This is a genomic window from Bacteroides sp. f07, assembly GCF_042854785.1.
Classification (GTDB): domain Bacteria; phylum Bacteroidota; class Bacteroidia; order Bacteroidales; family Bacteroidaceae; genus Bacteroides.
In genome coordinates, this window is the sequence record NZ_BAABXI010000003.1 from 381,625 (window position 1) to 407,069 (window position 25,445).

14 protein-coding genes are annotated in these 25,445 nt (G+C 43.2%); 3 read left to right on the forward strand and 11 right to left on the reverse strand.

All coding sequences use genetic code 11. The annotated features are described in order from the left end of the window. Positions 1-1,009 precede the first annotated feature (1,009 nt). Entirely contained in the window at positions 1,010-1,168 is a 159-nt protein-coding gene (locus tag ACGHVY_RS21425) for a hypothetical protein (RefSeq protein WP_390601459.1), read from the forward strand. Between the two features lie 56 nt (positions 1,169-1,224). Here ACGHVY_RS21425 and ACGHVY_RS21430 read toward each other — a convergent pair whose 3' ends face one another. The 4 genes from ACGHVY_RS21430 to ACGHVY_RS21445 all read right to left on the reverse strand — a co-directional run bounded on the left by ACGHVY_RS21430 (position 1,225) and on the right by ACGHVY_RS21445 (position 10,496). Further along, a complete protein-coding gene (locus ACGHVY_RS21430) occupies positions 1,225-3,552 on the reverse strand; it encodes a beta-galactosidase (RefSeq protein WP_390601461.1) in 2,328 nt (775 codons plus the stop codon). A 12-nt stretch (positions 3,553-3,564) separates the two neighbouring features. After that, on the reverse strand, positions 3,565-4,938 hold the full coding sequence (locus ACGHVY_RS21435) for a Gfo/Idh/MocA family protein (protein ID WP_390602062.1): 1,374 nt from the start codon (positions 4,936-4,938) through the stop codon (positions 3,565-3,567). A gap of 69 nt (positions 4,939-5,007) precedes the next feature. Next, entirely contained in the window at positions 5,008-8,835 is a 3,828-nt protein-coding gene (locus ACGHVY_RS21440) for a glycoside hydrolase domain-containing protein (RefSeq protein WP_390601462.1), read from the reverse strand. Positions 8,836-8,906: 71 nt separating this feature from the next. After that, positions 8,907-10,496 (reverse strand): right-handed parallel beta-helix repeat-containing protein, encoded by a 1,590-nt coding sequence (locus tag ACGHVY_RS21445; RefSeq protein ID WP_390601464.1) that lies wholly within the window; start codon positions 10,494-10,496, stop codon positions 8,907-8,909. A 134-nt stretch (positions 10,497-10,630) separates the two neighbouring features. On the opposite strand from ACGHVY_RS21445, the gene ACGHVY_RS21450 reads away from it, so the two are divergent. Continuing rightward, positions 10,631-11,794, forward strand: a complete 1,164-nt coding sequence (locus ACGHVY_RS21450) for an IS4 family transposase (RefSeq protein WP_002561845.1) — start codon at positions 10,631-10,633, stop codon at positions 11,792-11,794. A 69-nt stretch (positions 11,795-11,863) separates the two neighbouring features. On the opposite strand, the gene ACGHVY_RS21455 is transcribed toward ACGHVY_RS21450, so the two are convergent. From ACGHVY_RS21455 to ACGHVY_RS21480, 6 genes are all read right to left on the reverse strand, one after another. After that, positions 11,864-13,555, reverse strand: coding sequence for a right-handed parallel beta-helix repeat-containing protein (locus ACGHVY_RS21455; protein WP_390601465.1), 1,692 nt, complete (start codon positions 13,553-13,555; stop codon positions 11,864-11,866). A gap of 103 nt (positions 13,556-13,658) precedes the next feature. After that, the gene (locus ACGHVY_RS21460; RefSeq protein WP_390601466.1) at positions 13,659-15,011 is read right to left on the reverse strand and encodes an IPT/TIG domain-containing protein; all 1,353 of its coding nucleotides are present in this window, start codon (positions 15,009-15,011) and stop codon (positions 13,659-13,661) included. An 8-nt stretch (positions 15,012-15,019) separates the two neighbouring features. Beyond that, positions 15,020-16,663: an IPT/TIG domain-containing protein gene (locus ACGHVY_RS21465; protein WP_390601468.1), complete on the reverse strand. Its 1,644-nt coding sequence runs from the start codon at positions 16,661-16,663 to the stop codon at positions 15,020-15,022. Between the two features lie 33 nt (positions 16,664-16,696). After that, on the reverse strand, positions 16,697-18,586 hold the full coding sequence (locus tag ACGHVY_RS21470) for a RagB/SusD family nutrient uptake outer membrane protein (protein WP_390601470.1): 1,890 nt from the start codon (positions 18,584-18,586) through the stop codon (positions 16,697-16,699). A 20-nt stretch (positions 18,587-18,606) separates the two neighbouring features. Beyond that, positions 18,607-21,891: a TonB-dependent receptor gene (locus ACGHVY_RS21475; RefSeq protein ID WP_390601473.1), complete on the reverse strand. Its 3,285-nt coding sequence runs from the start codon at positions 21,889-21,891 to the stop codon at positions 18,607-18,609. A gap of 329 nt (positions 21,892-22,220) precedes the next feature. Beyond that, positions 22,221-23,204 carry a FecR family protein gene (locus ACGHVY_RS21480; protein WP_390601475.1) on the reverse strand — a complete coding sequence of 328 codons (984 nt, stop codon included), beginning with the start codon at positions 23,202-23,204 and terminating at the stop codon, positions 22,221-22,223. Positions 23,205-23,368: 164 nt separating this feature from the next. On the opposite strand from ACGHVY_RS21480, the gene ACGHVY_RS21485 reads away from it, so the two are divergent. Beyond that, the gene (locus ACGHVY_RS21485; RefSeq protein WP_308745666.1) at positions 23,369-23,926 is read left to right on the forward strand and encodes an RNA polymerase sigma-70 factor; all 558 of its coding nucleotides are present in this window, start codon (positions 23,369-23,371) and stop codon (positions 23,924-23,926) included. A gap of 122 nt (positions 23,927-24,048) precedes the next feature. On the opposite strand, the gene ACGHVY_RS21490 is transcribed toward ACGHVY_RS21485, so the two are convergent. After that, positions 24,049-25,434 carry an alpha-L-fucosidase gene (locus ACGHVY_RS21490; protein ID WP_390601477.1) on the reverse strand — a complete coding sequence of 462 codons (1,386 nt, stop codon included), beginning with the start codon at positions 25,432-25,434 and terminating at the stop codon, positions 24,049-24,051. Positions 25,435-25,445 lie beyond the last annotated feature (11 nt).

The following is a 25,445-nucleotide window of genomic DNA, read 5'->3' on the forward strand; positions in this document are numbered from 1 at the left end:
TATCAAGGCTTTCTTCTCTTGGAAAGCGGGTGCAAAAGTACTCCCTTTTAGTATATACTCCAAATATATCACACTCTTTTTTCTAATTATTTTTGAATGGTGATGATAACTCGCTGATTGATAATGATGTTGTAGAACATATTTTTTAGAATACGAGAAGGCGGGGGCGGCAAAGGGAACAAGGGGACACCTTATTATATTCACGTGCGTGTATACGTGCGTACGTTATGCGCGCGAGGAGATTAAAAAAAAGTATTTCTCATATTCTCATGGTTTATATAGTAATCACATACAAATCAATCAGATAACACTATGAGAAATAAAATCAAAAACGGGATTTCTCATGCTTTTCCCATCATATTAACCTAAAAACAGTGTATTTCTCATACGTTTATCAATCATTTCTCATAAGGAAAGCAACACTTCTGAAACAGAAGAATCATTAAACAGCAACATCTTTCAAGGTAAACATGAAGGAATGTACCGCTTTATTTCATATCATCAAGCGGTACTTTACAACACACGAAACAGACATCAAGATGTCATCCCACTATTGTCCGGACATCTTTCCTTAGCCATCTGTACATCTTCCCTTAGTCATGTGAAAGGGCTCACTCCAGTAAACAAATAAGCTAACAGCCGTAGATAGATACGACCACATATATGAACAAAAAAGCCCACAATTGTGAGCCCCTACACATGATGAAGGGAAAACATTAGAATAACAAAGGATTGACATACAACATACAAAGAATGACATATAATATATAAGGAAGTTACGTATGACATATAAGGAACCGACATATAATATATAAGGGCTTTACGTATGATATATAGGAGAAAAAGAAGAAAAAACGGGTACTTGAAACCGAAACAGGCATAAGATTAGAGGCTATATGAAGCAAATCAGGCACAAAAAGCAGCCGGCATGGAGTATACAGACTTAGCACAAAGAAACATATATCACACTGGTTACAAGCCTATTACTTATTAAAAGTAAAAAATCAGTATGAGAGCAAAAGTTACTATCAGGGGGATAAAACGACCTGCTACCATAGAGGAAACAACGATGAACAAAGCGATTCAAGATATTTATGAGGGTATGAGGGCAAAAATGAATAAAAACTTTTTAGAAAGAGAAGCCCTTTCCGCACACCAATCTCAATAAGCAGAGAGATGAAAACGTGAGGAAAGGGCAAATATGATGTGATTCAATCCTGTAACCTACTGACGAAACAAAAAGAATTGCGGGCGGGTATATATCCGGATATCTTTTACTTTTCCGGATAAGAATGACCCTTCACGCACTTTCACCCGCAGGGCAGAAACCTTATATATCTCTTTCATATCAATAATGATCTGATGAGGATGAGTAGAACTAACAGCCGGGTCTGTATGCCAGAATGAAGAGACATCGCCATCATATAAATTCTCTCCTATCCCAAGATTTTTATCAGACAGTTCACTGCTTACATAAACCACATCCCACTTTGTCTTATCAATCGCCTGTCCCTTATCATCCAACAACTCAACCTCTGAAATACAAGCTTGATTGTCATCGGTATAAGAAGAAAGCGTTTCGATGCAAAAATGGCGGAGAGTAGCGGCTACAGGAAATGCAAATTGTTGCCAGTCATTGGTTTCCTGCACGGTAGCTTCCAGTGCAACATCCCCCTTCTCAAGAATCGGAGTTCCCTGAACGGCGCGGCGTTGCCCTTGCCGATAATTCTTGTCCACTCCCAAACTATCAAGTATGGGACGGTCCAACCCTTGTAAAGTACGGTTGCCGGTATCTTCCATTTCAAAAACGACTATTTCATTCTCCCCTTCTTTCAGCCACGGGGCAGGCAAATATAAAGTCTGCTGCGGACCGATATTCCAAAACCGTCCCAGCGATTTACCATTCACCCAAACAGCACCTTTCCCCCAACGGCTCATATCAACAAAGCAGTCGCCTTTCTTCTGAATGGTGAATATTCCCCGATGGAAAGCCGGTTTCCCCTGGATACTCCCGCCAAAATTCATTTCGGAGACCTTTTCTTTGTAAAGCGGCAAAGGAGTGATAGACCATCCGGTCAACTTTTCATCTCCCCACAATACCTGATTCGTAATTCCTTTCCGGTTGAACAATATATCAGGACCATAATTGACACGGCCCGAATTTTCGACCAATATTTCTAATTTAGCAGGAGCTTTCCGGATATCGAGCATCACATTGTTCTGATTGTAACGGCGATCCAAGCTTGCCACTTGTCTACCGTCGACCAGAATCACGGCATAATCACGCAAATCCTGTATTATCAGTTTTTGCTTGCCCGCCTTGTTGAGAGTAGTCTCATAATGTATATAACCGAAATCAACTCCCAAATCTTCCATTGAAAGCACATTTTCCGATTCGGTAGTCTGATGAAAAGCAGCTTTCAGCGGAGCACTCTCTTTCAGTTCAATCGTTGCAAATGCCGTCGTAGGATTATCAGCAGGCACTTCCGGCAGAACCGTTCCTTGAGGCAAATATTTCTGAATAACCTCCCTGAAAGCATGATATTTCGGATAACAGTTTCCCCATTCCCCCAAAGGCGCATCATAATCATAGCTTGTAGGCTGCGGACGGTAACCACCGGCCGTATTCGCACCGTTCGTATACCAGAAATTCGTTCCTCCGTGAAACATATACATACTGACAGATACTCCATGCCCCAGCATCCAGTCCAGTTGTTCCGCCGGACGTTTATAATCGACCGTCGAATGATGCTGTCCCCATACGTCGAACCATGCCGGATAAAATTCCGCCACAAAATACGGACCGCCCGGATGATATTTATCCACGATTTTAAAGATATCTTCGCTGAATACTCCATTCAATGTCGGCAATGTACCGTCGATATGTCCGGCCTCAACCTGTCCGCCACCGTCACAAGTAAACAGCGGGACATTGAACCCTGCATCTTTTATCATATCGCGGAGAGCTGCCAGATATTCCTTATCCGCCGCGTAAGAGCCATATTCGTTTTCCACCTGCACCATGAGTATATTTCCCCCGTTATTGACAGTCAACGGTGCCAACTGTTTGCCAAGCGCTTTTATATACCGTTCACAATATCGCAGGAAGCGGGAATCTTTGCTGCGGTAAACCATGTCCTTTTCTTTCAACAGCCAAGAAGGGTATCCGCCGAAGTCCCACTCAGCACAGACATAAGGTCCCGGACGTAATATCACATACAAACCTTCTTCCTGTGCCAGACGGACAAACTCGGCAACATCTGCCTGCCCGCTGAAATCAAACTCACCGGGCTGACGCTCGTGAAAGTTCCAGAACACATAAACCGAGATTGTGTTCAGCCCCATCGCACGGGCTCTCTGCAGCCGGTCGCGCCAGTATTCGTGAGGGATGCGGGGATAATGCATCTCCCCGCAAATCAACTGTACATCCTTGCCGTCAATAGTAAAAGCTCCCGCATCTGCCTTGATACGCTCTTTCGAAGACAAACAGGCACTCAGTAGAAACGGCATCAACAGACAAAGCAGATTTTTATAAAATTGTTGTTGTTTCATCTGTTTCTCCTCTTAGTTTACAAAAGCATGTTGATACTTAGTAACCTTGTTCCACCCGCCGCGTGTAAAATCGGGTACTGCTACCGGAGCCGAGTTATTTTCAATGGAAAGACGAGTCAACTCGGCCATGCAGCACCATTCGGCCAAATCATAGACATCCATATCCAACGGCAATCCATTGCGCAAGCAATAAACCAGCCGGTAATCCATTATATAGTCCATACCGCCATGACCGCCAACTTTCTTGGCCGTCTCTTCCAATTCCACATGAATAGGATGCTTGTATGCGTTCATCATTGCCACTTTTGCCTCTTCGGGCATAGCCCCGTGAGCGTTCAGGTTCTCATGATTGAGCACCACATTCGTATCCACCTGTTCCGGACGCAGACAGTATTCCTCAACCGGATATTTGCTGGCATATCCGTCGGTACCGACCAACTGATACATACGGCTATACGGACGCGGAGTCATTACATTATGCTGGATAAGCATCGTCTTGCCGTTTTCGGTACGAATCACAGTAGTAGTCTGGTCGCCGTTCTGAAAGTCTTTCACCTCTTCGCCCGTTGTTTTCCGGATATATGCCGGACCGTTCACCGCCTTTGTATCCATTGCCACCAGCGTTTTCATGCGATCCCCCCGATGAATATCAAGCAACTGGCAAGCAGGACCGATGCCGTGTGTAGCATATACGTCTCCGCGGTTGTTACGATTGTAGTCCATACGCCAATTGTTCCAGTAAGACGACCAATAATCCTCCAGATTATGAATATACGCCCCTTCTACATGCAGAATTTCACCAAACACACCCTGTTGAGCCATGTTCAACGTAGTGAGTTCAAAGAAATCATATACACAATTCTCCAGTTGCATACAGTGCTTGCGGGTCTTTTCGGAAGTATTTATAAGATTCCAGATTTCCTCCAATGTCATAGCAGCCGGGACTTCAATAGCAACGTGTTTTCCGTGCTCCATCGCATAGATACCCATTTCGGCATGATGTCTCCAGTCCGTCGCCACATAAACAAGATCAATATCGTCCCTGTCACACAACTGTTTCCATGAATTTTCATCCCCATAATAAGCAGCAGCTTCCGGCAGACCGGCTTCCCGCAGAATATTCTGCGCTTTCTCCACACAATCCTGACGGATATCGCATAAAGCCTTAATCTGTGTTCCCGGAATATGCGTAAAACGTGCGACAGCTCCCGGACCACGCATTCCCAATCCGATGAATCCGACACGTACCGTATCAATTTTGGGAGCAGTCAGCCGAATCACATCCTCCTGTCCGGCAGGACGCACCGGCGTTTCTACCACAATAGGCCGAACCGTATCCCCTTTATTTTGCTTACACGCCGAGAAAGCGATAAACAAACATACCATTGTTAAACTGAAAAATATCTTTTTCATAATCCTTATTGCTTATAATAAATTAGTTTAGTCATATTCTTCTCAAAAATTATTAATTGCTTTCCGGGCTTTGTCCACCATTTTTCCCGCCGGGGCATCTGCCAGGCGTTCAAGACGAAAGTCTGACAATATCTGTTCAATCCGTTTCAACTTGGCCGGATGATTCTTAAACTCATCCCTCAGTATACGAATCTTCTCAAAGTCCTGGATTCCTTCCTGCAACTTTTCCATTCGGACGGAAGAACGTCCACCCGGATAAAACAGGAAACAGTCTCCGGCAGCCCAAGTACGGAAACGGGTATCTTGCAACGGCTCCTTCACCCAACTATTATATGCCCAACGCAAATACCCGTCAAAGTTTTCGGCAGCCGCATACCAGGCAAGCCAGCTCGATTCTGCCGGAGGTGAGAAAGTGAACATATTCGGACGCGCCTCAGTGCAGCAAGTATAATAAGTGCTTTTCTTCCCTTCCGCCTTCCGCTTTGCCAGTACATCCGCCGGAAACACCTGACCGGAAGCTATGCTATAATCATAAATGTCGCTCTCAATTTCATCATGGTAGTTGCCGGCAAGAGCCACTTTATAGCCCGGCTCCGCTTCGCGTATCAACGCAATCGCTTTCTGCATCTGCTCCATCGGACGTTCGTCCATGGCGATAGTTGTTATTTCAAACCAGCCCTTTTCCTTCAAATGGCGGGCGAAGTCTTTCAGGAAGGGAAGCCAGTAATCACGGTATTCAGCAGTTCCGACTTCAGCTTTCACCGATTTCATGCCATCAGAAGCCTGATCGTAATAGCGGAAAGATAACTTCCAAGGAATCAGTGAATAACAATTTATCTCACGGTCAATGCCCAAAGACATCATAAACTCCACCCAACGGTCGAATACTTCATAATTATACAACCAGCTTCCATCCAACTGGCGTACACGCATCACCATTGAATCAAACGGGTCTTCAGTCTGCCCGCCCCAAGGCTGATGCATAATGGAAGCTGTAATACATTTCTGTCCGGCATCTGCCAACGGCAGAAAAATGGAACGCATAGCCGCAAAGTGCTCTTTACTCCATAAAGGAACCTGATGATAACGCGCCACCGAATAAGGGTTCTGCCACAAATCAAGATGAAAAGACCATTCCGCAGCAGGCGGCAGTTGCCTGCCGGATACTTTCAGTTCTATATCCAAAGGAGCAAACGAACTGTCGGGAAAGGTCAGCTTGCCCCGATATGTTCCCGAGGGGGTATCGGAAGGCACCTGACAACTGAGCCATACCGGTTGTGTCTGACGGCTTTTGATGTCACATATTCTCTTTATATCCAACACATCCGCTACCATTGAAGAATCAAACTCCGCATGATTGGTGCGATATCCGCAGCCCGACTTGCCATCTTTACTCAACTCATCGGTCATGATATAACGCAAAAAATAAGTACGGAGGGCAGAAGCCGGAATCACCGCACCGCCCGAACCTTTCAAGTCGCTGACTTCCGCCCGTATGTTTTTGCAGTCGCGCGTAGTCCAGAGCAATGCCAATGCATTGACCTTTTCCCCCTTCCATGCTGTACCTTTCCAGGTGCGGGCAGCCATTACATCCGTCACCGGCACGTTAGTACGGCTATAACGGACATCGGTCGCCCCCCATGCACTGTTGTAGGCCGATTTGCACTGTTCCCACTTGGCCTCATCAATCGGTTTCGTATCGGTAAGCTCCGCCAAGTCTGATGACGGGCAGGCAGCCGGAAGAGTTATCTCATTCACAATCTCTTCCAGAGACATACGCGGCGCATCGTCAGCGATTTTCAGATTCTTCTCCACCCACTCACGTTCCCAATGGAAATAATCGGGAGCTTTTGCCTGTTCGCCACGAAGCTGTGCACGCAAATAGTCGAAATATACAATCCAACGGTCTTTATAATAGGTATTCATCATACCCGCCCACTCTTTGTAAGCATAATCATGCAGGTTATCCTCCGAAGTCACATGCTCTCCCCAATAAGTAATCAACATCATCAGGTTATGGAGATTATTACTTTTCTCGGCAGAAGTGCCGCCTGCATCTTTGGCCTGTTGTTGCCAGGTGCTCAGACGGAAGAAAGGATCTTGAGACAATAATTCATTTTCCGTATCTATCATCGTAAGGAACCGGCGCGTTTCCTTCTCGAATTTCTCCGCATCCTTCGCTTGATAAGCGGCTACGATACCCGCAAAGACCTGATCGGCTTCGTTAGCTATCATCTGCCGCAGGAAGTGAATCAAATCAATGCGGTATGTACGGACATTGCGAAATTCCGGCAATGCTCCGGCAAATAACAATGCCGCTTCCTTATAAAGTTCCAAATCATACTTCTTCGCCAGCCGCCCCCAACTGGAAACCGATTTAAGCTCCAACGACGGACGTGCACAAAGAATATTTTCAGGAGGTCCTTCCTGATAACCTACCTCACTGCTGTATATTGATTTCAACATCAATCTCCAGGCAGCACGTACTTCATTGGTTATCTTACCATAACGTGCTGTGATATAGGCGTCAATCCACCGGTCGACATCTACGTGTTCCTTATGCCATACCAGTTCAAGCAACAGTTCATAAGCCACCGGATTATTGTTTATGCCTTCGGGCAATATCCCCACCCCCTTCATATAAGAAGAATATTCGCCTTGGGAAGCTCTATAAACTTCATCGGCAAAACGTTGCAGTTTTCCATTAATCCCCGGCCGTTCACCGAAATTAGTGACAGTAGCCCATATAAAAGGAGTTCCTTCGTATCCCTTACGGGTTTCCCAATTATTGGTATTCTCGCCAAATAATTCCTGAACAAGCACATACCTCTTGTCCAGTTTTTCCAATAAACCGGGTTTAGGATTATCCTGCCAGCCTTGCAACACCCAGATAGAACCGGGGAAATGCTTCTGCATCACTTTTTGTATAGCCCGTCCGGCATCTCCCAAAGACACTCTCTCCGTAGCTCCCCCCTCATGGAACGGGTCGCCGGAGAAGAAACGGATATCCGAACCGTACAGCCGGCGTGTCTCGTCATAGAAAATGGCGGCAATACGTTCAAACTCCGGATCTGTGGGATCAAGGATATCGGGACGCGTGAAAGCTCCCCAATTTCCCTGCGGGATAATATGAGCTTTGCTTTTGGTCTTCAAGTTACTCGGCACCATTCCATAAAAACCGGGCATTAAAGGTTCAATCCCCAACGACTTCATGCGTGCCAGCATTTTCTGAACCAATTTCTTCCGGCTGTCTATCTGCGACTGGGGCATAGGACCTCCCCAACCTTCGATGTTTCCCATCAGCCACCAGGCATTATAAGCCGGACCGGTGATGAAATCGGCTATTTCCTTCTCTGAATAGTTCATCCGCCTGAGCACGTTTTGCCATACGGCTTCCGAGCCGTTGGCCACAAGCATCAGGTTCACCCCATTAAGCGCCATCCAGTCGAGTTCCCATTGCCAGTCATCCCAGGTATAAAAACTCATGGTGTAGTTATAAGTACAGTAATTTAAAGCATAGCGATATATAGCAGAGGTTTTGACTGTTACTGGTTGTTCTACGACCGGAAGCTCAGTTACGGGGGCGAGCTGGTCACCAAGATGAGACATGCTTCGGTGACAATAGTATTTCAAATACCAATTGACACCAACTGCCGCTGTGTTTGCGTCAGTAGCTTTTACTACCAGATTCTTCCCGATAGTTTGCAGAGTGAAGCAATCACCGTCCGGAGAGGATACTGCCTCAAAGCGGATGTGCTTGGCAAGCCACGGCGCCCGGCGGTCTACAAGTCCCTGTACACCGTCGAACACGTCCGCATAACCTTTGACTACTACGAGAAGTAAAATAAACAATAGAAGTATTTTCTTCATAACTTATATAGTTAAGTTTCATAAATTCTTGAACCTGCATATTTGTCCCCATCTCGGGAGAAATATACAATTTACTGGTCGGCACCGATATTTATCTTGTTATCTCCGATACGTTTATCACCGTCTATATCATACTCACCAATTATTGCGCCCGACATAATAAATCCAACATTTCTGACAGGAGATTCGGACAATAAATGCAAGTCAGGTTTTTCTACCCCCTTGTTTTTCAGTTGCGGATCTACATTGTAAACAGAGTTCTTGTCTCCGCTGGCTTTCTGCCATTCTGCGAAGTCTGTATATTCTTTTCCGTCCCAAAACCATTTCTGTACCTTTTGCCCGGGAGAAAAATAAAGATTGTACCCTATTTCATTCCTGTCTCCCGTTGCCGTATATTTACGTATGAATATATCCCGGTCGCTCAATGCATAAATAAGGTTATTCATTATTACATTATCCGTGCAGTTTTCCGTCAGACGGATTTCTCCTTCACTGTCTTTTGCATCGTTTATCTGTCCCGAATTGTTGTTCCCGTTCAATGAGCCGCCTACTAAATTATTGTTATATAGAGTATTGTTCACAATATGGCATCCGGAAGTCCCGCCATTGGTATATCCTATATAATCTCCCATATATATGCCTGTGCGGTAGTTGTTGTACACAAAGTTATTGCGTACGATACAATCTTTTGTGGACAGTTCGTTGCTTTCACTCACCAGTCCGATGGCACGGTCGCACTCCCATACTTCGTTTTGCTCAATGACAGTATTCGCTCCGCCACAGACATAGATGCCGATAGCCCCGTAAGCCGCAGGATTATTACAAACCACTTCCCAAAACTCAGGGGTGTATTGATGAGTACACCTGTATACTTTATTCCTGCGAACGATTCCGTTGCGGGCATAATTCACCTTGATATCCCCACCCGGATTAAGATTATCGCCGCCGGCCACAATGATTCCGATATTTTCGACATCATGCACCTCACAATCCCGAACAACAAATCCGTCAACGTTTCCGGCAATCGTCAACGATTCACTCGTTCCGGTGTGCATATCAAAAATCTCACACTGCTCAATTGTAAGGTTGCGTATCGGTGTCTCATCGTTGGTCCCAAGCACCAGGATGGCGTGGGCACTGCGCCAATCGTCTTTACCGTGCGTATCCAGACACACGCTCTTGATATTGTATATTTTACAGTTGCGGATTGTGATATCACCCGATTTTCCGTTAATGAGTATCCCTTCCGGATCGGAATTGGGAGATGCATTCACCGCATTGCATATATGTAAGTCTTCCAGTGTCAAGTGTTGTATATCTCTCAACTGCACCAATGCCGACCATCCTTCCAGCTTCAAGCCTGTACCGTCAATCTTGGCTGTTTCGCCGGGATAGCTTTTGATAGTAATCGCTTTTCCCGGTTCGCCCGAACGTGTAGGAATGACAAACTCATGATATGCCCCTTCACGCAAAAAGACGGTGTCTCCCGGAAGGGCATATTCCAATGCCTTAGCCACTGTCTTCAACGGAGTATTCTTTCCGCCTTCCGCCAGGTCGTCACCACCGGGGGATACATACCACCCTGCAGCCGACTGATTAGAGCATCCGCACAGTAATGCTCCCATAAATAAAAAGTAGATTGCTTTTATATATTTTTTCATGTTTTCTCTCATTACTGTCCCGTAAAAGTGGATAAATAGTTCTTTGAAATAATTGAAATATAGTCTATTAGATACTACTTTTTAGGCGCGACGATTTGAAATCATACCTTTGAGGTCAATTAAGGTGACCTCAAATGAACCAAGATAAATATGTTTTCGCTCAGTTAGTAGAATTCTTGAACAATGATAAGTTCAGAAGACTTGTAGACAAGTATGATGGCAATCGTTATGTGAAACATTTCACTTGCTGGAGTCAGTTACTTGCAATGATGTTCGGTCAACTCAGTAATCGTGAAAGTCTTCGTGACTTGATTGTAGCTTTGGAAGCACATCAAGGAAAGCGTTATCATTTGGGATTGGGTCGTGAGCCCATTGCCAAAACTACGCTTGCATCTGCCAATCAGAATCGGGATTACAGAATCTTCGAAGATTTTGCTTTCTATATGATGAAGGAAGCATGTGAAAAACGATCGACTCACATCTTGGATATTCCAGGAAGGAAGTATGCGTTTGATTCCACTACGATTCCTTTATGTTTGGCTACATTCCCTTGGGCGAAGTTCCGTAAGAAAAAAGGTGGAGTTAAGGCTCATGTCCTTTATGACATAGAAGCACAACTTCCAGCCTTTTATACAGTAACTACAGCATCCAGGCATGATTCAACAGAAATGTCCGCAATTAATTATGAGCCAAATGCTTATTATATATTTGACAGAGCGTATGACTCGTTTAAAGAACTTTATCGGATTCATCTTACAGGTTCTTTCTTTGTAGTCAGAGCGAAGTCTAATCTGAAATGCAAGTTCTGTAAATGGAAGCGTAGAATGCCGAAGAATATCCTTTCAGATGCGGAAGTGAAACTGATAGGGTACACTTCTGAAAAGAAGTATCCTGAATCATTCAGAGTCATCCGTTTCTATGATGAAGAGGATGATCGTGAATTCACATTCCTGACGAATGCCAAACACATATCTGCACTTGATGTTGCCAATCTTTATAAGAAAAGATGGTTCGTGGAACTTTTCTTCAAATGGCTGAAACAACACCTTAAGATAAAAAGGTTCTGGGGTACTACCGAGAATGCGGTTCGAATACAGATTAGTGTTGCTATCATCACCTATTGTTTAGTAGCTATTGTCCAATATGATATGCAACTGAATCGTTCAACTTATGAGGTCTTGCAGATTCTTAGCATCTCATTAACAGATAAAACGCCTTTACAAGAGCTGTTTAATAAGACTAATTTCAATGATGTCAAAGAACAATTTAATCCCCTTATTCCGGGATTATTTGATTAATTAATAACTCGTCCCGATTTTAACGGGACACTAGTGGTTTTCTCTATAAAAATAATACCCTATTGAACTTTATTGATAGGCTCCTATACTGATAGAGGAACCGCTGTAACGTGCATTTCCTGCAAAATCTTCAATGCCATTAAAGTAGGAACTGATAAACCATCCCGCATTGACAGCCGGTGAACCTGTTTTCAGCCGGAAGTTAGGATTGCTCAAGCTCGGATTAACCAACAGAGGGTCTATATCGAACAAGGAACCCGTATCTCCACTGGCTGCTTTATAGGCTTCCCATGAGGTGTATTCTACGTTTTCCCATACCCAACGCTTGTTTTTGGGATTGGTGGAATAATAGATATTGTTGCTTATCTTGTTGCCTGTTCCGCTCGTTGTGTATTTGCGTACGAAAATATCCCTGTCTGTTACTGCATATACAAGGTTGTTCGCAATGACGTTATCATAGCAGTTTTTCGTCATGCGGAGTTCGCCTTCGCAACTGTCTTCATTATCCTTGATACCTTCGGTATTGTTTGTACCGTTGTATGAACCACCTACCAAATTGTTATGATAAAGCGTATTGTTCAGTATATGGCAGTTTCTCGTACCGCTTACTTCGTCGAAGAAGCCTATATAGTTGCCCATATAAATCCCCGTACGATAGTTGTTGTAAATTATATTGCTTCGCACAATACAATCCGTAGTGGAATATTGATCGCTTTCACTCACCAGTCCGATGGCACGGTCGCATCCCCACACTTCATTTTGCTCGACAATCGTACGTGCCCCTCCACATATATAGATACCAATAGCACCATAGGCATCTGTTCCCCAATAATCCGTCGAATTCTGATGCGTACATCTGTATATCTTATTACGACGGATTACACCGTCACGCGCAAAATTAACAGACAAGTCGCCACCAGGATTCAAGTTTTCTCCTCCTGCTACAATAATACCGATATTTTCCACATCATGCACTTTATTGTCTTGTATGGTAAAATTCGTCACATTACCCACCAGTGAGAATGTCTCACTCGTACCGCTATGAATATCATGAATATCACATTTCTCAATCAGGATGTCTCTGACAGGAGTTGTATGAAATCCTGTTATCAAAATGGCATGGGCGCTACGCCAATCATCCAGACCGTTGTTCACATCTTGTCCGGCTCGTGTACACGTGTTTTTGACATTATAAATTTCACATCCGCGAATCTCAATATTATTAGATGTCCCCGTGATATGAATACCTTCAGGATCGGCATTCTTGGCAGTATTTATGACGTTGCAGATATGCAGGTTTTCCACTGTGATAAAATTCACATCTTTAATTTGTACCAATGCATTGCCCCATCCCTCTATTTTCAGTCCTGTGCCGTCAATCTTGACAACTTCATTTTTATAGGCTTTAATAGTGATTCTCTTTTGGCGCGTACCCGACTTCGAAGGAGTCACATGCTCATTATACACACCTTCCCGCAAAAACACGGTATCACCGGGATTGGCTCTCAGCAAAGCCTTAGAGATTGTTTTCAGCGGAGTTGCAATCATTCCGTTAGACGAATCGTTACCATTCGGGGCAACAAACCAACTGACTGCTTTTGCCGGCTCCGGTTTTTCACCGTCATCACCGTCATCACCATCGTCTTTTCCGTCATCGCCTCCTTGTTCAGTATCAATAGCCTCATCCAGTTTATCATCACCGCATGAAACCATTCCCATTGCGAGAATAAAGCACAGCAATAGAACAAAATTCTTTTTCATTGTTTCTTCAGGATTATAGGGTTTACATTTTTCTAAATTAAAAAGTGATTGGATAGTCTGACAAGGCTTGCTTATGCACAAGCCTTGTCAACTCCTGTCCTGTTTACTCGTAAACAATCTTTCTTACCACATTATTCTTTCTGTCAAGTACATAGATCAATCCGTCCTTATCTACAGCCACATCTTCCGGTCCGCTGAATGTCGCAGCAGAACCATTGGCATCATTATACCCTGCCAAAGAACTTCCTGCAACAGTACGCACCACATGATTCTGCAAATCCAGTACACGGATACTTTGGTCTGCATTATTAATGTCACCACCATAGGCACCGTTACCTGCAATATAAATATTTCCGTCAGGACCTACAGCCAAACCACCGGGGAAAGAAAAGCGAGCCTCGTTGAACGAACCGTCTACATAAGCCTGTTCGGTATTACCGGCTATTACAGAGCGCTGCCATGATGAGCCATCATGCATATATTTCACAATACGGTGCACACCACTGTTAGCAGCTTCCGACACATAGATATCACCAGCGGCATCAACAACGATTCCCATACACAAAAGAGAACTTTCATTAACACCAACTTGCGTATCCGGACCATCCTGATTGAATTTCCAAACACCCGTAGACGGATGCGTATAATAAATATCGCCATTCCGTTTGTCTACTGCCAATGTCCAAGGCTGATTGCTCGTATTTCCCAATGTAGTAACCACGCCGTCAGGAGTAATCTGACGGATGGTATTATTACCAGTTTCAGTCACATAAATATTTCCGGCAGCGTCAGTATCCATTCCGTAAAGGTTAGAAAAACGTGCCTGCATCCCTGTACCATCAGCATAACCTCTCTGACCGGCAAAACCTGCCAGGGTAGTAACCGTTCCGTCAGGAGTAATCTTACGAATACATACATTGCCGGCTTCTCCTACATATACATTACCGTCATTGTCGACGCAGATACTTCCTCTCTGCCAAGGACCATACGTCCAATTGGTGTTATCTTCTTCGGTCACATCAAGATGCAACATTGTTTCAGAACCTTTACCGTCTTGGTAACCGGCTTCGCCATTTCCGGCAAACGTAGATACATTCGCGGCAAATGAATAAACAAAACTTTCAATTGTAGTAACCGGCTCGCGTCCGGCAATCGAAACTTTCAACCGCCCGTCACCCATACGGGCAGGGACTATAGCCATAATGTTATTCATATCACAACTCAGTACCGTTAAAGGTATATTACCTACCATTACGGAAACTTCATCAACATTAGTTGTAAAATTCTTACCGGTAATAAGAATTTCAGTCCCCGCACTACCGCTTGTGGGGTAGAAACGATTTACTACTACGGGACTTCCCGCATTATGCCCGTCATCATCTTTACAGCTGCCCAGCAGTCCTACACTACACACCAATAGGACAAGAGCAATATAGTGAATAAAATTTGTTTTCATAAGGTTTGTTATTTTTCAACAGTTGTAATCTTCTTCACGCAGTTATTCAGCCTATCCAACACATATACCGTGCCATCCTTGCCCACACATACGGCAGAAGGCGCACCGAACGAAGCCGGCAATATCTCTTCGGCAGAACTGATTCCCGCATATGCCGGTAAAGTGAACATACCGTCTTCATTACCGGAAGTTGCAGAGCCCGCAAAAGTTGTTACCATTCCGGTCTTCATATCTATATAGCGGATACTTTGATCGATATGTGAACGCAGTCCGTCTTCATAAACTTTAGCACCATTTCCAGCTACCAATATATTGCCGTCCGGCGTAACCGCAATTCCCCAAGGAGAAGCAAAAGTGGCTTCCATACGAGGCCCGTCGCTATTTCCAGCTACCCCCGAACCTGCTACAACTTCCGGAGCACCCAACCCCGTCTCGGTATAAGGGAACCTGATAATCTGGTTGGAACGGCTCTTGACAGCATAAAGATCACCAGTGTTCTTATCCACATCCATTCCTCCAATATCCCATATATCATAAAGCCAATCACCTTGACTCTTAACACTTGTGCCATAATCATCCAAGTCTTTCATAAAAAGGCAATTGTCATTTCTGCTATAAAAACGATTATGCTTTTCATCAATGGCAATGATAGTGGATGCAGGATTTCCTAAGAAATGAGCTTTGCCGTCCGGCTCAAAGAATGCAGAAGTGCCAATCCAGCTATCACAAGCATAAATATTTCCTTTGCTATCTACCTTTATGTCTGCAGGACGAATATCCGCATCATAAGATCCCCCCTCCGTATACCGCCAGTCGATATTCCAATCCGGATTAGAGTTACCTTGACCGGCAGCTCTACTCAGCTTACCGTCCGGGGTAATCTTAGTAATACACATATTGCCAAGTTCACCTACATACACATTACCGTTATCATCAACAGCGATACTACCAAACCGATTAGCGTCCGCTCCTTCCCAAATAGAACTTCTGACAGAAAGCACATCGCTTCCCGGTAATGTAGTAATTGTACGTTCAAAGATAGGCGCATCATCATATGTAAAGTCTACCGAGAATGCTCTGCCATTAAAACTTAGGACAATAGGAAAAGTTCCTTCTTCTGCAAGTTCAGGGATTGTCACTAGAAAACACGCTTTTTCCGCATCAAATACACAAGTTGCTTCCACATCTTTATAAGTAGCGGTAGGATTCGTAATTTCCAGAGGCAAGTTTGAGATATAGATACTTACTTCCGTCCCTACTTTACCCATAGCAGGAGAATAACTGGCAAGTGCAGCTTTCTGGAAAGTAAATTTAGCTTTGGATTGTACAGCCTTACCGTCCACAGTCACCGTCAACGGTGCATTATCCACCAGCTCATTGTCCGGCACTTCTACTAGCAACTGCTCTTCGTTCGACTGCAAAACTGCTAATTCTACTCCATTGATACTCACGCTGACAGCATTTACATCCAACGCAAACTGTTCGCCGTTAATCAATAACTGTGTACCTCCTTTTCCCGTAGTCGGCGCAAAGTCAAAGATATTCAGTTCACCTGTAAAAAGCGGTTCTGATTTATCTTCATCGGTACAACCGGTGAATATGGCTGTTGTCAAAGCAACAACCATATATATATAATATGAAATTTTCTTCATTTTTCGTTCTATTAGAATTATGTCCTGGATAAATTACTGTCCCCATCCCGGATTCTGCACCAACGCACGATTCCGGTCTATTTCAGATTGCAAAATAGGATACAGATACATTTTATTATCCCAGTAACGCGTCTGGAATAATTTTCGCTCGTAGAAACCTTCGAACTGGAATCCCTGCCCGCCATCATTTGCTTGTACGTTCATGCTATAAATCTTACGATTCTCTTCCTTCTCAAACAGCAAACGACGCTGAAGAGTCCAGAAACGGTCTCCCTCAAAAGCCAACTCAATCTGGCGTTCACGAAGAATCCATTTTCTCATTTCCGCTTTATTGCCAACTGCCTCTGGATAAAGTCGTGTCAACGGATTAGTAATACCGGCACGGCTTCTGATTTCCTGAAAATAGGAGAGAATGTCCGAATGCCCCGGATTGTATTCATTCAACGCTTCAATATAATTCAATAGAATTTCTGCATAACGAATGTGAATATACGGACGATAAGAGGTCTGGTCATTTCTGATGCTCGAAGTGGTGCTGACTCTTTTCGCTACATTGTATCCGGTAAAGTCTACCCGACCGCCTGTCGCTCCTGATTGACCGGAAAGATAATATTCTGCCCTTCCAAATCCATCTTGATTGGCCGCAGAAGAAAAATGGTTGTAGTCATCCGCAGAAATAGCCGATAATACCGGACGAGCGTTATAATGTACAAAAGCATAAAAACGAGGCTCACGATTGACATACATATTATGCTCTCCTTTGCGATACCCACGCTCTATCTCATTGCGAACAGAACCGAAATGGCGTGAATCGTCATTTTGAACAAATCCGACCTCCGTGTAAGAATCATCATCATTGATATCATATCCGTCGGCAGTCAAAAATGCATCCACAATATTCTGAGTGGCATTTGACATACAGAAGCCTTTTGGCCCCGGTGTACAACGTATATCATGACCATACAACCAATTATCACCAGCCATGTGGGTAGCGAAAATTACTTCTGCATGCGTGCCGCTCATGAATAGTTCACGACAAGACAAATAGGGGTCAAAGTTTCTGTCACCGCTTTCCGTATTGCGATAAAGATGATAAATACCCAAATCCATCACATCTTTTGCCGCATCGGCTGCAAGTTCCCATTTGTGCGGATCGTAAGTTTGTGGAGCTAATAACTGTCCGTCCTTATCTTTAAAATCCTTATAACGGGGCGCTTCAGTTTCACTGCCATTCCATAATTCACTGGCAGCCAGAAGACGTACTTGTGAAATAACTGCTTTAGCAGCTCCTTCAGTCGGACGCCCCAGGTTGGCATTAGAAGACCAAACCGTTGGAAGAACACCATATGTTGACTCCATCAAGCCACAAATATATTCCACACATTGGTCAAAAGGAGTACGTGCATACATATTGAAGTTCTCATCCAATTCCGCCGGTTTTTCACAGATTACAAAAGGTCCGTACAAGCGAAGCAAATTCCAATAGAACCATCCACGGAGAAAACGGGATTCTGCCTTATACTGATTTTTCAGATCCGCACTTACAATATTATCCGGAACACGGTCAATATTAGCTTCAAATGTCAGCGCTTTCTGGATTCCTTGATAATAGTGCCCCCAACGATCCTGAGCATTGTCACCGGGACCATAGTTTCCTTCCACCATTTTACGAACGAACGCACCGGAAAGTACACAAGACGTTTCGTCCGAGAATCCTAAAGTCGTCGGATCATCCGTATTACGCTCTATGTACCCGTATACATTATATAAATATGCTTCTACATCAGAGCGTGTCTGCCAGATTTTATCCGTTGTTTTCAAGTTCTCCGGTTGCTGGTCCAGATAATCACACGAAGCAAGCATGCCTAATGCAGCAACGGAAAACAACCCAATGGTTAATAACCGGTTAATTATATTTTTCATTGTTCTTATCGTTTTATTAGTTAAAATGCAACTCTCATTCCAATTGTCACCATACGTGACAGTGGATATTTAGCACCGTTCGATCCCAATTCCGGATCCCACAACTTGAATTTAGAGAAAGTCAACAGGTTTTGACCTGATAAATAAAAATAAAGATAATCAATGCCTTTAGCTGTCAATGTCTTATTCTCAAGCGTATAACCTAAAGAAGCTTGTTTCAAACGTAAGTAATTTCCGTTTTTCAGCCAATGAGTGCTATTGACATAATTGTTATCCGAAGTGCTGGCTCCCATAGTCATACGCGGATACCAGGCGTCATCACGGGGATTGTCTTCTGTCCAACGGTCCAATGCCTTGGAAATGATATTTGTCGGGTTCGCTCCCATACCGGCGAAAGGTACAATACCTACACCGTTGGCTCCCCAGCTACCTCCACCAGTATCAATATAAGAACCATTGGCCATTAAAGAGACATCAGCCACTCCTTGGAAAAAGAGAGAAAGATCAAAATTATGATAATTGACATTAACCCCAAATCCATATGACCATGACGGGAAATGTGATTTTCCTAAATAACATTGGTCATTCGGATCAATGACACCGTCACCATTGAGATCTTTATACTTGATGTCACCCGGTGCCAATTCACGCAACTGCTTCGGACTTTTCTCTATCTCCTCATAACTCTGAAAATAACCTTCAGCTACATATCCATAAAATTCACCATAACTGGTACCCTCGCCTTTTTGATAAGCATATTTCATTTGCGGCTCATCCTTGAATACGATTTTGTTTTTGCTATAAGTAGCGTTACCGAAAATACGAAGACCTACTTTCTGAGCAATGCTTGTCTGATATTCAATATTAGCATCAATACCCTGATTGTCCATTTCACCCATGTTAGCATAAATAGCAGCACTTCCGAAACCGGACATAGCAGGCAGAGAAGAACGTTGAATCAAAATGTCCTTACGACGTTCCTTATAATAATCCAGTGTCAGATTGAACTTTCCTCCCAACATCATTTCGATACCAATATTGGTTTTATAGGATTTCTCCCAAGTCAGGCTTTCCGAAGCCAACAAGGTTTCCCTGATACCGCCTACATTATTACCATTCGGTCCGAAACCATAACTATTTCCACCCCCATATTGAGTGAAATATGCAAAACGGTCACCTGTTCCACCAATATTATCGTTACCTACAATACCATAAGATGCACGTAGTTTTAATAAGTCGATATACTTGGTAGCTCCCCTAAAGAACGGTTCGTTAGAGATAACCCATCCCAAAGACGCGGCAGGGAAGAAGCCGAAGCGGTGATTGGGAGCGAAGTTTTCTGAACCTGTATAGGAAGCGTTGACTTCGGCAAGGTAACGGTCTTTCCAGCCATAACTCAAACGACCGGCAATAGCCTGATTACGATACGGAATGGCACCTATTGCAGAGCCGGCCGTAGCCACCATGCGGTTACGCATATTATAAAGTAACATACCGCTCACACTATGAGCACCAAAGGTACGGTCATAGGCAATATTAGCTTCCGTATACATCACGCGCTCACCCGTATCACTGTGGTCATACCATAATTCATTCGATCCTTCCCTAATGGGTTTGTTGAATACCAATTCCCCATTGGCATCACGCTGGTTAGTATACCACAAGTCTACGCTACCGGTACGCTTATTATTAAATTCGCTATAACTGTCGAACGAAAAACGGACATAAGCAGAAAGTCCCTTTGTGATGAAGTCCAGTTTCTGGTTCAATGTAAACACCGACTGCAAAGCAGGACGGAACGTATCCGAATATCCAGAGTTCTGGAGCAAGTCCATCGGATTGACACCAGCATTTGCCGGCGGTCCTGCCCAACGTCCATCCGGATAACGTATCGGGAAAGCTACGGGAGAAGCAGCATAAGCTTCGTACCAGATTCTAGAGGCGGAAACACCCGGATAACGTGAATCAACCATCATAGCAGCCAGATTCATCTGCAAAAGCGTAGACTTAGTAATATTTACGTCAATGTTACTACGAAAATCATAACGCTTGTAATCCAGATTCGGATTGAATCCATTCTCTTTCTTTACATTATATTGCCCACCTTGATTATAGAAAGAAGCAGACAGATAATAACGCACCAAGTCACTACCTCCACTGATATTCAAATTGACATTGGAAACTGAAGTCATGTCTTTATAAGCAGCACCAATCCAGTCCACGTTCGGATAGAGATAAGGGTCCAAGCCGGTTTGCGTCTTCAAGATATCTCCGCGACTATAAACCTCACTCTGTCCCGAATTACGACGAGCCTCGTTGTATAGCTGCATATAACCTACCCCATCCAACATATTAGGCACTTTCGTAAAATTCGTAAAGCCAGTCTCCGCCTTAATTGATATTTTAGGCTTACCTACCGTACCGCGTTTCGTGGTAATAATCATTACACCATTAGCACCCTTAGCACCATATACAGCAGTAGCAGAAGCATCTTTTAACAATGAGATACTTACAATATCTTCCGGATCAATATTGTTGTAAGCACCACCGTAAGTAGAGTTCACATCATCGCGCTGTACACCGTCCACAATCACTAACGGTGAAGTGTTTCCTGTAAATGTACTGATACCACGAATAGTGAACGTAGAATTATCATAACCCGGTTCTCCACTAGACTGCACAGAAATTATACCAGCAACTTTTCCTTGTAAAGCGTTACTCAAATTGGCTACCGGAGTTTTCAAACTTCCCATATTTACTGAAGCCACCGACCCTGTCATGGTTACTTTCTTCTGAGCACCATAACCAACTACAACGACTTCCTCCAAAGCTGAAGTTGATTCTTCCAAAGAGATATTGATTGTTGTCTGATTTCCAACCTTTACTACTTTGGGTTCATAGCCCATAAAGCGATATTCCAATTCTGTCTGACCACCAGGAACCGTAATCATATAAAATCCATCGAGATCAGTAATCACACCGGTAGTAGCATTCAACAGCTTTACACTAGCCCCCGGAATAGCTTCACCTGTAGTAGTAGTAACATTACCTTTTATCGTATGCGATTTCTTTGTAACTGCTGACTGTTCTTCTTTTGCCGGAAATAACAGAATTTGCTTTCCTTGCACTTTCCAAGAAACCCCTTTTCCTTTAAAAGCCTGCTCCAAGATAGCATTAATCGGTTGCTTATTGGCAGAAACCGTAATGGGCCGATTCACTTTTACCTGGTTATCTTTGTAAAGAAAAGAATATGCACTTTGATTTTGTACAACCTCCACAAACTGCTTCAGCGTTACATTTTTCACATTTATCGTCAGTAATTCAGATTGTTGCGCCTTAATTTGAACAGGTATAAGAAGTAGTAAAAACAACATTTGCCAGACGCAAAATCTCATCTTCCCCGAAAAAGAAGAAGGCAAAATAAAGCCCTTCATTCCCTTTGGGATTGAAATATTTTTCATAAATTTGCAATTTAAAATTAATAATAGGTTAGAGATTAATTTTAATCTAAAGGATTGGAGAACGGGAATTTTTCAATCCTTTTCTTCATTTTTTTCAGGTAGTGTTCATCATTCTTTTTTTTTAGGGTTAGCAATTGTTTTTCAAGTTATTATCTATTAGGCTGCCTATTTTCTTATTGCGGAGTCACTAAATAAGTTCCATCCGGTTGTTGCTGATAATGAATGGGGGTCATTTGATTGATTGTTTCAAAAATATCATCCAGGCTTTGTTCAATATCAAAACGTCCCGAGAATATTTCCTCTTTCAAATCTTCACCCTCAATACGAATCTCTGTATGATAGCGTTTACTTAACATAAACATCACATTTTCCATTTTTTGAGATTCTATATTCATATATTTATCTTTCCAGGTTGTATAAAGTTGCAAATCAACGTGATGAACTTCAATGTCGGCCTGTTGTCTAACACGTCCCATCTCCCCCGGACGCAAAATCACCCCCTTATTTGTGTCGTGGCGTTCGTTCAATTGAACGGAACCGGACTCCAATACAACTTCCGCCATCTTTTCCGACTTCGATACCTTCACATCAAAACGGGTACCCAGTACCTTTACTTCCACTACATCAGTAATTACCTGAAAAGTTCTTCCACCATCTTTCTTTACATCAAAAAATGCTTCACCTTCCAAATATACTTCCCGATCGCGAGCAGACAATTTATCCGGATACTTCAATCTTGAACCTCCACCTAACCAAACTTTTGAATTGTCCGGAAGTGTAAAGAGCAAGGCTTCTTTTCCCTGATTCATTACAATCAACATATCCGGCCTGCTCCATACCTGATAACCCAGAAGTCCTCCTAAGACAAATAAAGTAGCAATACAAGCTGCAACAGCATAACGACGGATAATGAACATCGGACGATGTCTCTTTTCTGTTTTCATGCCGGCTTCAACTTTATCCCAAGTCCGACTCATTGTTTCCTCAAGCAAATGAGTATCCATTTTCACCTGTGATTCATCCACTAACCGGGAAGCACGATGCAACGAGGCATCTTCCTTCAACAGCCGTTCTAATGCATTTTCCTCATCTTTGCTCAAGGAATGATCAGTCCTCTTAGCAAGCAAGTCCCATATATTACTATTCTCTTTCATCATCTTATTGAGTATTATTAAGCGCTTCTATATATAAAGACAGAAATAAAATTAAAAATACGTAGCTTTAATAAAATAAAAAGTTATTTTTGCAGATAAATTTTGTTAATAGACGCTTCTACATATCAACAAATCATTTTAATCATTTTATAACCAATTAGTTAGCCATGTCTCAAGAGAAAGATGACATAACTTATCTATTACAACAAATCAGTGAAGGAAACTCTTCCTGTTTTGAAAAGATGTATAAGCGATATTTTAAAAAGTGTTATTCCATTGCATTGTATTTCGTTCAGTCGACTTCTTCAGCCGAAGATGTACTATCTGATGTTTTTCTTACTCTGTGGAATAAACGCGAGAACCTGAAAGAAGTGAAAGACTGGGATTCTTACTTATTTATAACGGTTAAAAACCACGCCATCACATTCCTGGAAAAGAATCGCCAGGATAATCTAAGTTCTATCGACCAATTTACAATAGAGATAGCGGGAAACGAACTTACTCCGGAAGAGAAACTGCTTAAAAAAGATATGGAAGAAAGTATGCAGCAAGCTATCCGGCAACTGCCTGAGAAAACCAGAATCGTTTATTGTATGGCTAAAGAAGAACATATGAGCTATAAGCAGATCAGCGAAGCACTGGATATATCTGAAAGAACTGTCAACACACACATGACAACCGCCATCCGCAGACTGACGGAAAGTCTAAAAAGATACTTTAGATAAATCCATGCAAATTCCTAAAAAATAATTATACATTCGTCCTGTCAGTGATAAAAAAACGACGGAGAAAAACGATCTTCTCCGCCGATTTATTCACGCTTCTGCCTTTTGCTCTCCCAGCTACATCATTTCGCAGGAGTAAAAGCAATAGCCAGTGATTCTTGCTTGATTCCCTTTGGTAAAGTTACTTTTACTCGCTCACCCTCAATACTATATTTCATCCTTTGCCCATTCTGTAAAAGAATCATTTTACCTTTTGGCAGATTTCCTGTCCACTCTATCGTTTCAGGCAACTGCCCATTTTCCGGTAGCAGATAAATAGCATAACGGTTCTTACCATCCTTGGCGGCAGTAAACCAAACATTTCCGTCATGAAAAACAGGTGTCGGACGTGTACCGTAAATAGCCTTACCATTCGGACGCAACCACGCTCCTATTTGATGAAGGCACGTAACCACTTCATCGTCAATTGTACCTTTAGCAGTTGGACCGACTCCTAAAAGGAAGTTCCCTCCCTTTGCCACAGTTTCCACCAATGTAGCAATAATTGTGCTGGCAGATTTACATGGAGAACCCTCGACATGACTCCAGTGGTTTGTCAAAGTCATGCAAGTTTCCCAAGGAGATAATGTTTGTTTTTCCAAAAGAGATTGCTCCGGAGTACGATAATTTTCATTCCGTCCCGGTATAGTTCTATCTACAACCAACAAATGCGGTTGTGCACGACGCGCATTATCTGCTATTTCATCCATATTGATATCCTGGTCCGGAGCACACACCCAACCGCCGTCCAACCATAAAATATCTACATGACCATAGTTCGTCATTAACTCATTAATCTGACGTGCAGTATAATCACAGAATCTCTTCCAACGCTCCGGATATTTCTTGATATCATAATTCACATTCCGATCCGGGGTTGCCCAATAAGGACACCAATAATCCTCACAGTGCCAGTCCGGTTTAGAAAAATAAGCCCCAATCATAAAATCTTTCTTTCGGAAAGCATCCCAGACATGACGAGTAACGTCTTTCAGAGGATTATTCTTAAAGGCTCCTTTAGCAATAGTAAAATCAGTCTCTTTGCTGTCGTACATACAAAAACCGTCATGATGCTTCGTTGTAAACACAACATACTTCATTCCTGCATCTTCCATAATCTCCGCCCAACGTTCCGGAGCAAACTGAGTAGGATTAAACAAATCTTTCAATCCCCAATACCACCTTTTGTATTCATCATAGGACATATTATCAGGACGCGAAATCCATTCACGATCTTCCGAACTAAGTGTCCAGGACTCCATGATACCAGGCTCCGAATATATCCCCCAATGGAAAATGACTCCGAATTTCTGATCCTGCCATTTATCAAGATTCTGTAAGACAGCGGGTTCCGTAGGCCATACATAGCCGTCAGACGTTTCATGCACAAAACTCTGTGCAAAGCCGGTGGTAGTCAGCACTGCACACAATGCAGTGGTAACCGTCAAAAGTTTAAATGTACTTTTCATATTTCACTTTT

Excerpts from the sequence above, each read along its gene's own strand:
- ACGHVY_RS21425 (WP_390601459.1), top strand. The coding sequence starts at position 1,010 with ATGAGAGCAAAAGTTACTATCAGGGGGATAAAACGACCTGCTACCATA.
- ACGHVY_RS21430 (WP_390601461.1), bottom strand. The coding sequence starts at position 3,552 with ATGAAACAACAACAATTTTATAAAAATCTGCTTTGTCTGTTGATGCCG.
- ACGHVY_RS21435 (WP_390602062.1), bottom strand. The coding sequence starts at position 4,938 with ATGGTATGTTTGTTTATCGCTTTCTCGGCGTGTAAGCAAAATAAAGGG.
- ACGHVY_RS21440 (WP_390601462.1), bottom strand. The coding sequence starts at position 8,835 with ATGAAGAAAATACTTCTATTGTTTATTTTACTTCTCGTAGTAGTCAAA.
- ACGHVY_RS21445 (WP_390601464.1), bottom strand. The coding sequence starts at position 10,496 with ATGAAAAAATATATAAAAGCAATCTACTTTTTATTTATGGGAGCATTA.
- ACGHVY_RS21450 (WP_002561845.1), top strand. The coding sequence starts at position 10,631 with ATGAACCAAGATAAATATGTTTTCGCTCAGTTAGTAGAATTCTTGAAC.
- ACGHVY_RS21455 (WP_390601465.1), bottom strand. The coding sequence starts at position 13,555 with ATGAAAAAGAATTTTGTTCTATTGCTGTGCTTTATTCTCGCAATGGGA.
- ACGHVY_RS21460 (WP_390601466.1), bottom strand. The coding sequence starts at position 15,011 with ATGAAAACAAATTTTATTCACTATATTGCTCTTGTCCTATTGGTGTGT.
- ACGHVY_RS21465 (WP_390601468.1), bottom strand. The coding sequence starts at position 16,663 with ATGAAGAAAATTTCATATTATATATATATGGTTGTTGCTTTGACAACA.
- ACGHVY_RS21470 (WP_390601470.1), bottom strand. The coding sequence starts at position 18,586 with ATGAAAAATATAATTAACCGGTTATTAACCATTGGGTTGTTTTCCGTT.
- ACGHVY_RS21480 (WP_390601475.1), bottom strand. The coding sequence starts at position 23,204 with ATGATGAAAGAGAATAGTAATATATGGGACTTGCTTGCTAAGAGGACT.
- ACGHVY_RS21485 (WP_308745666.1), top strand. The coding sequence starts at position 23,369 with ATGTCTCAAGAGAAAGATGACATAACTTATCTATTACAACAAATCAGT.
- ACGHVY_RS21490 (WP_390601477.1), bottom strand. The coding sequence starts at position 25,434 with ATGAAAAGTACATTTAAACTTTTGACGGTTACCACTGCATTGTGTGCA.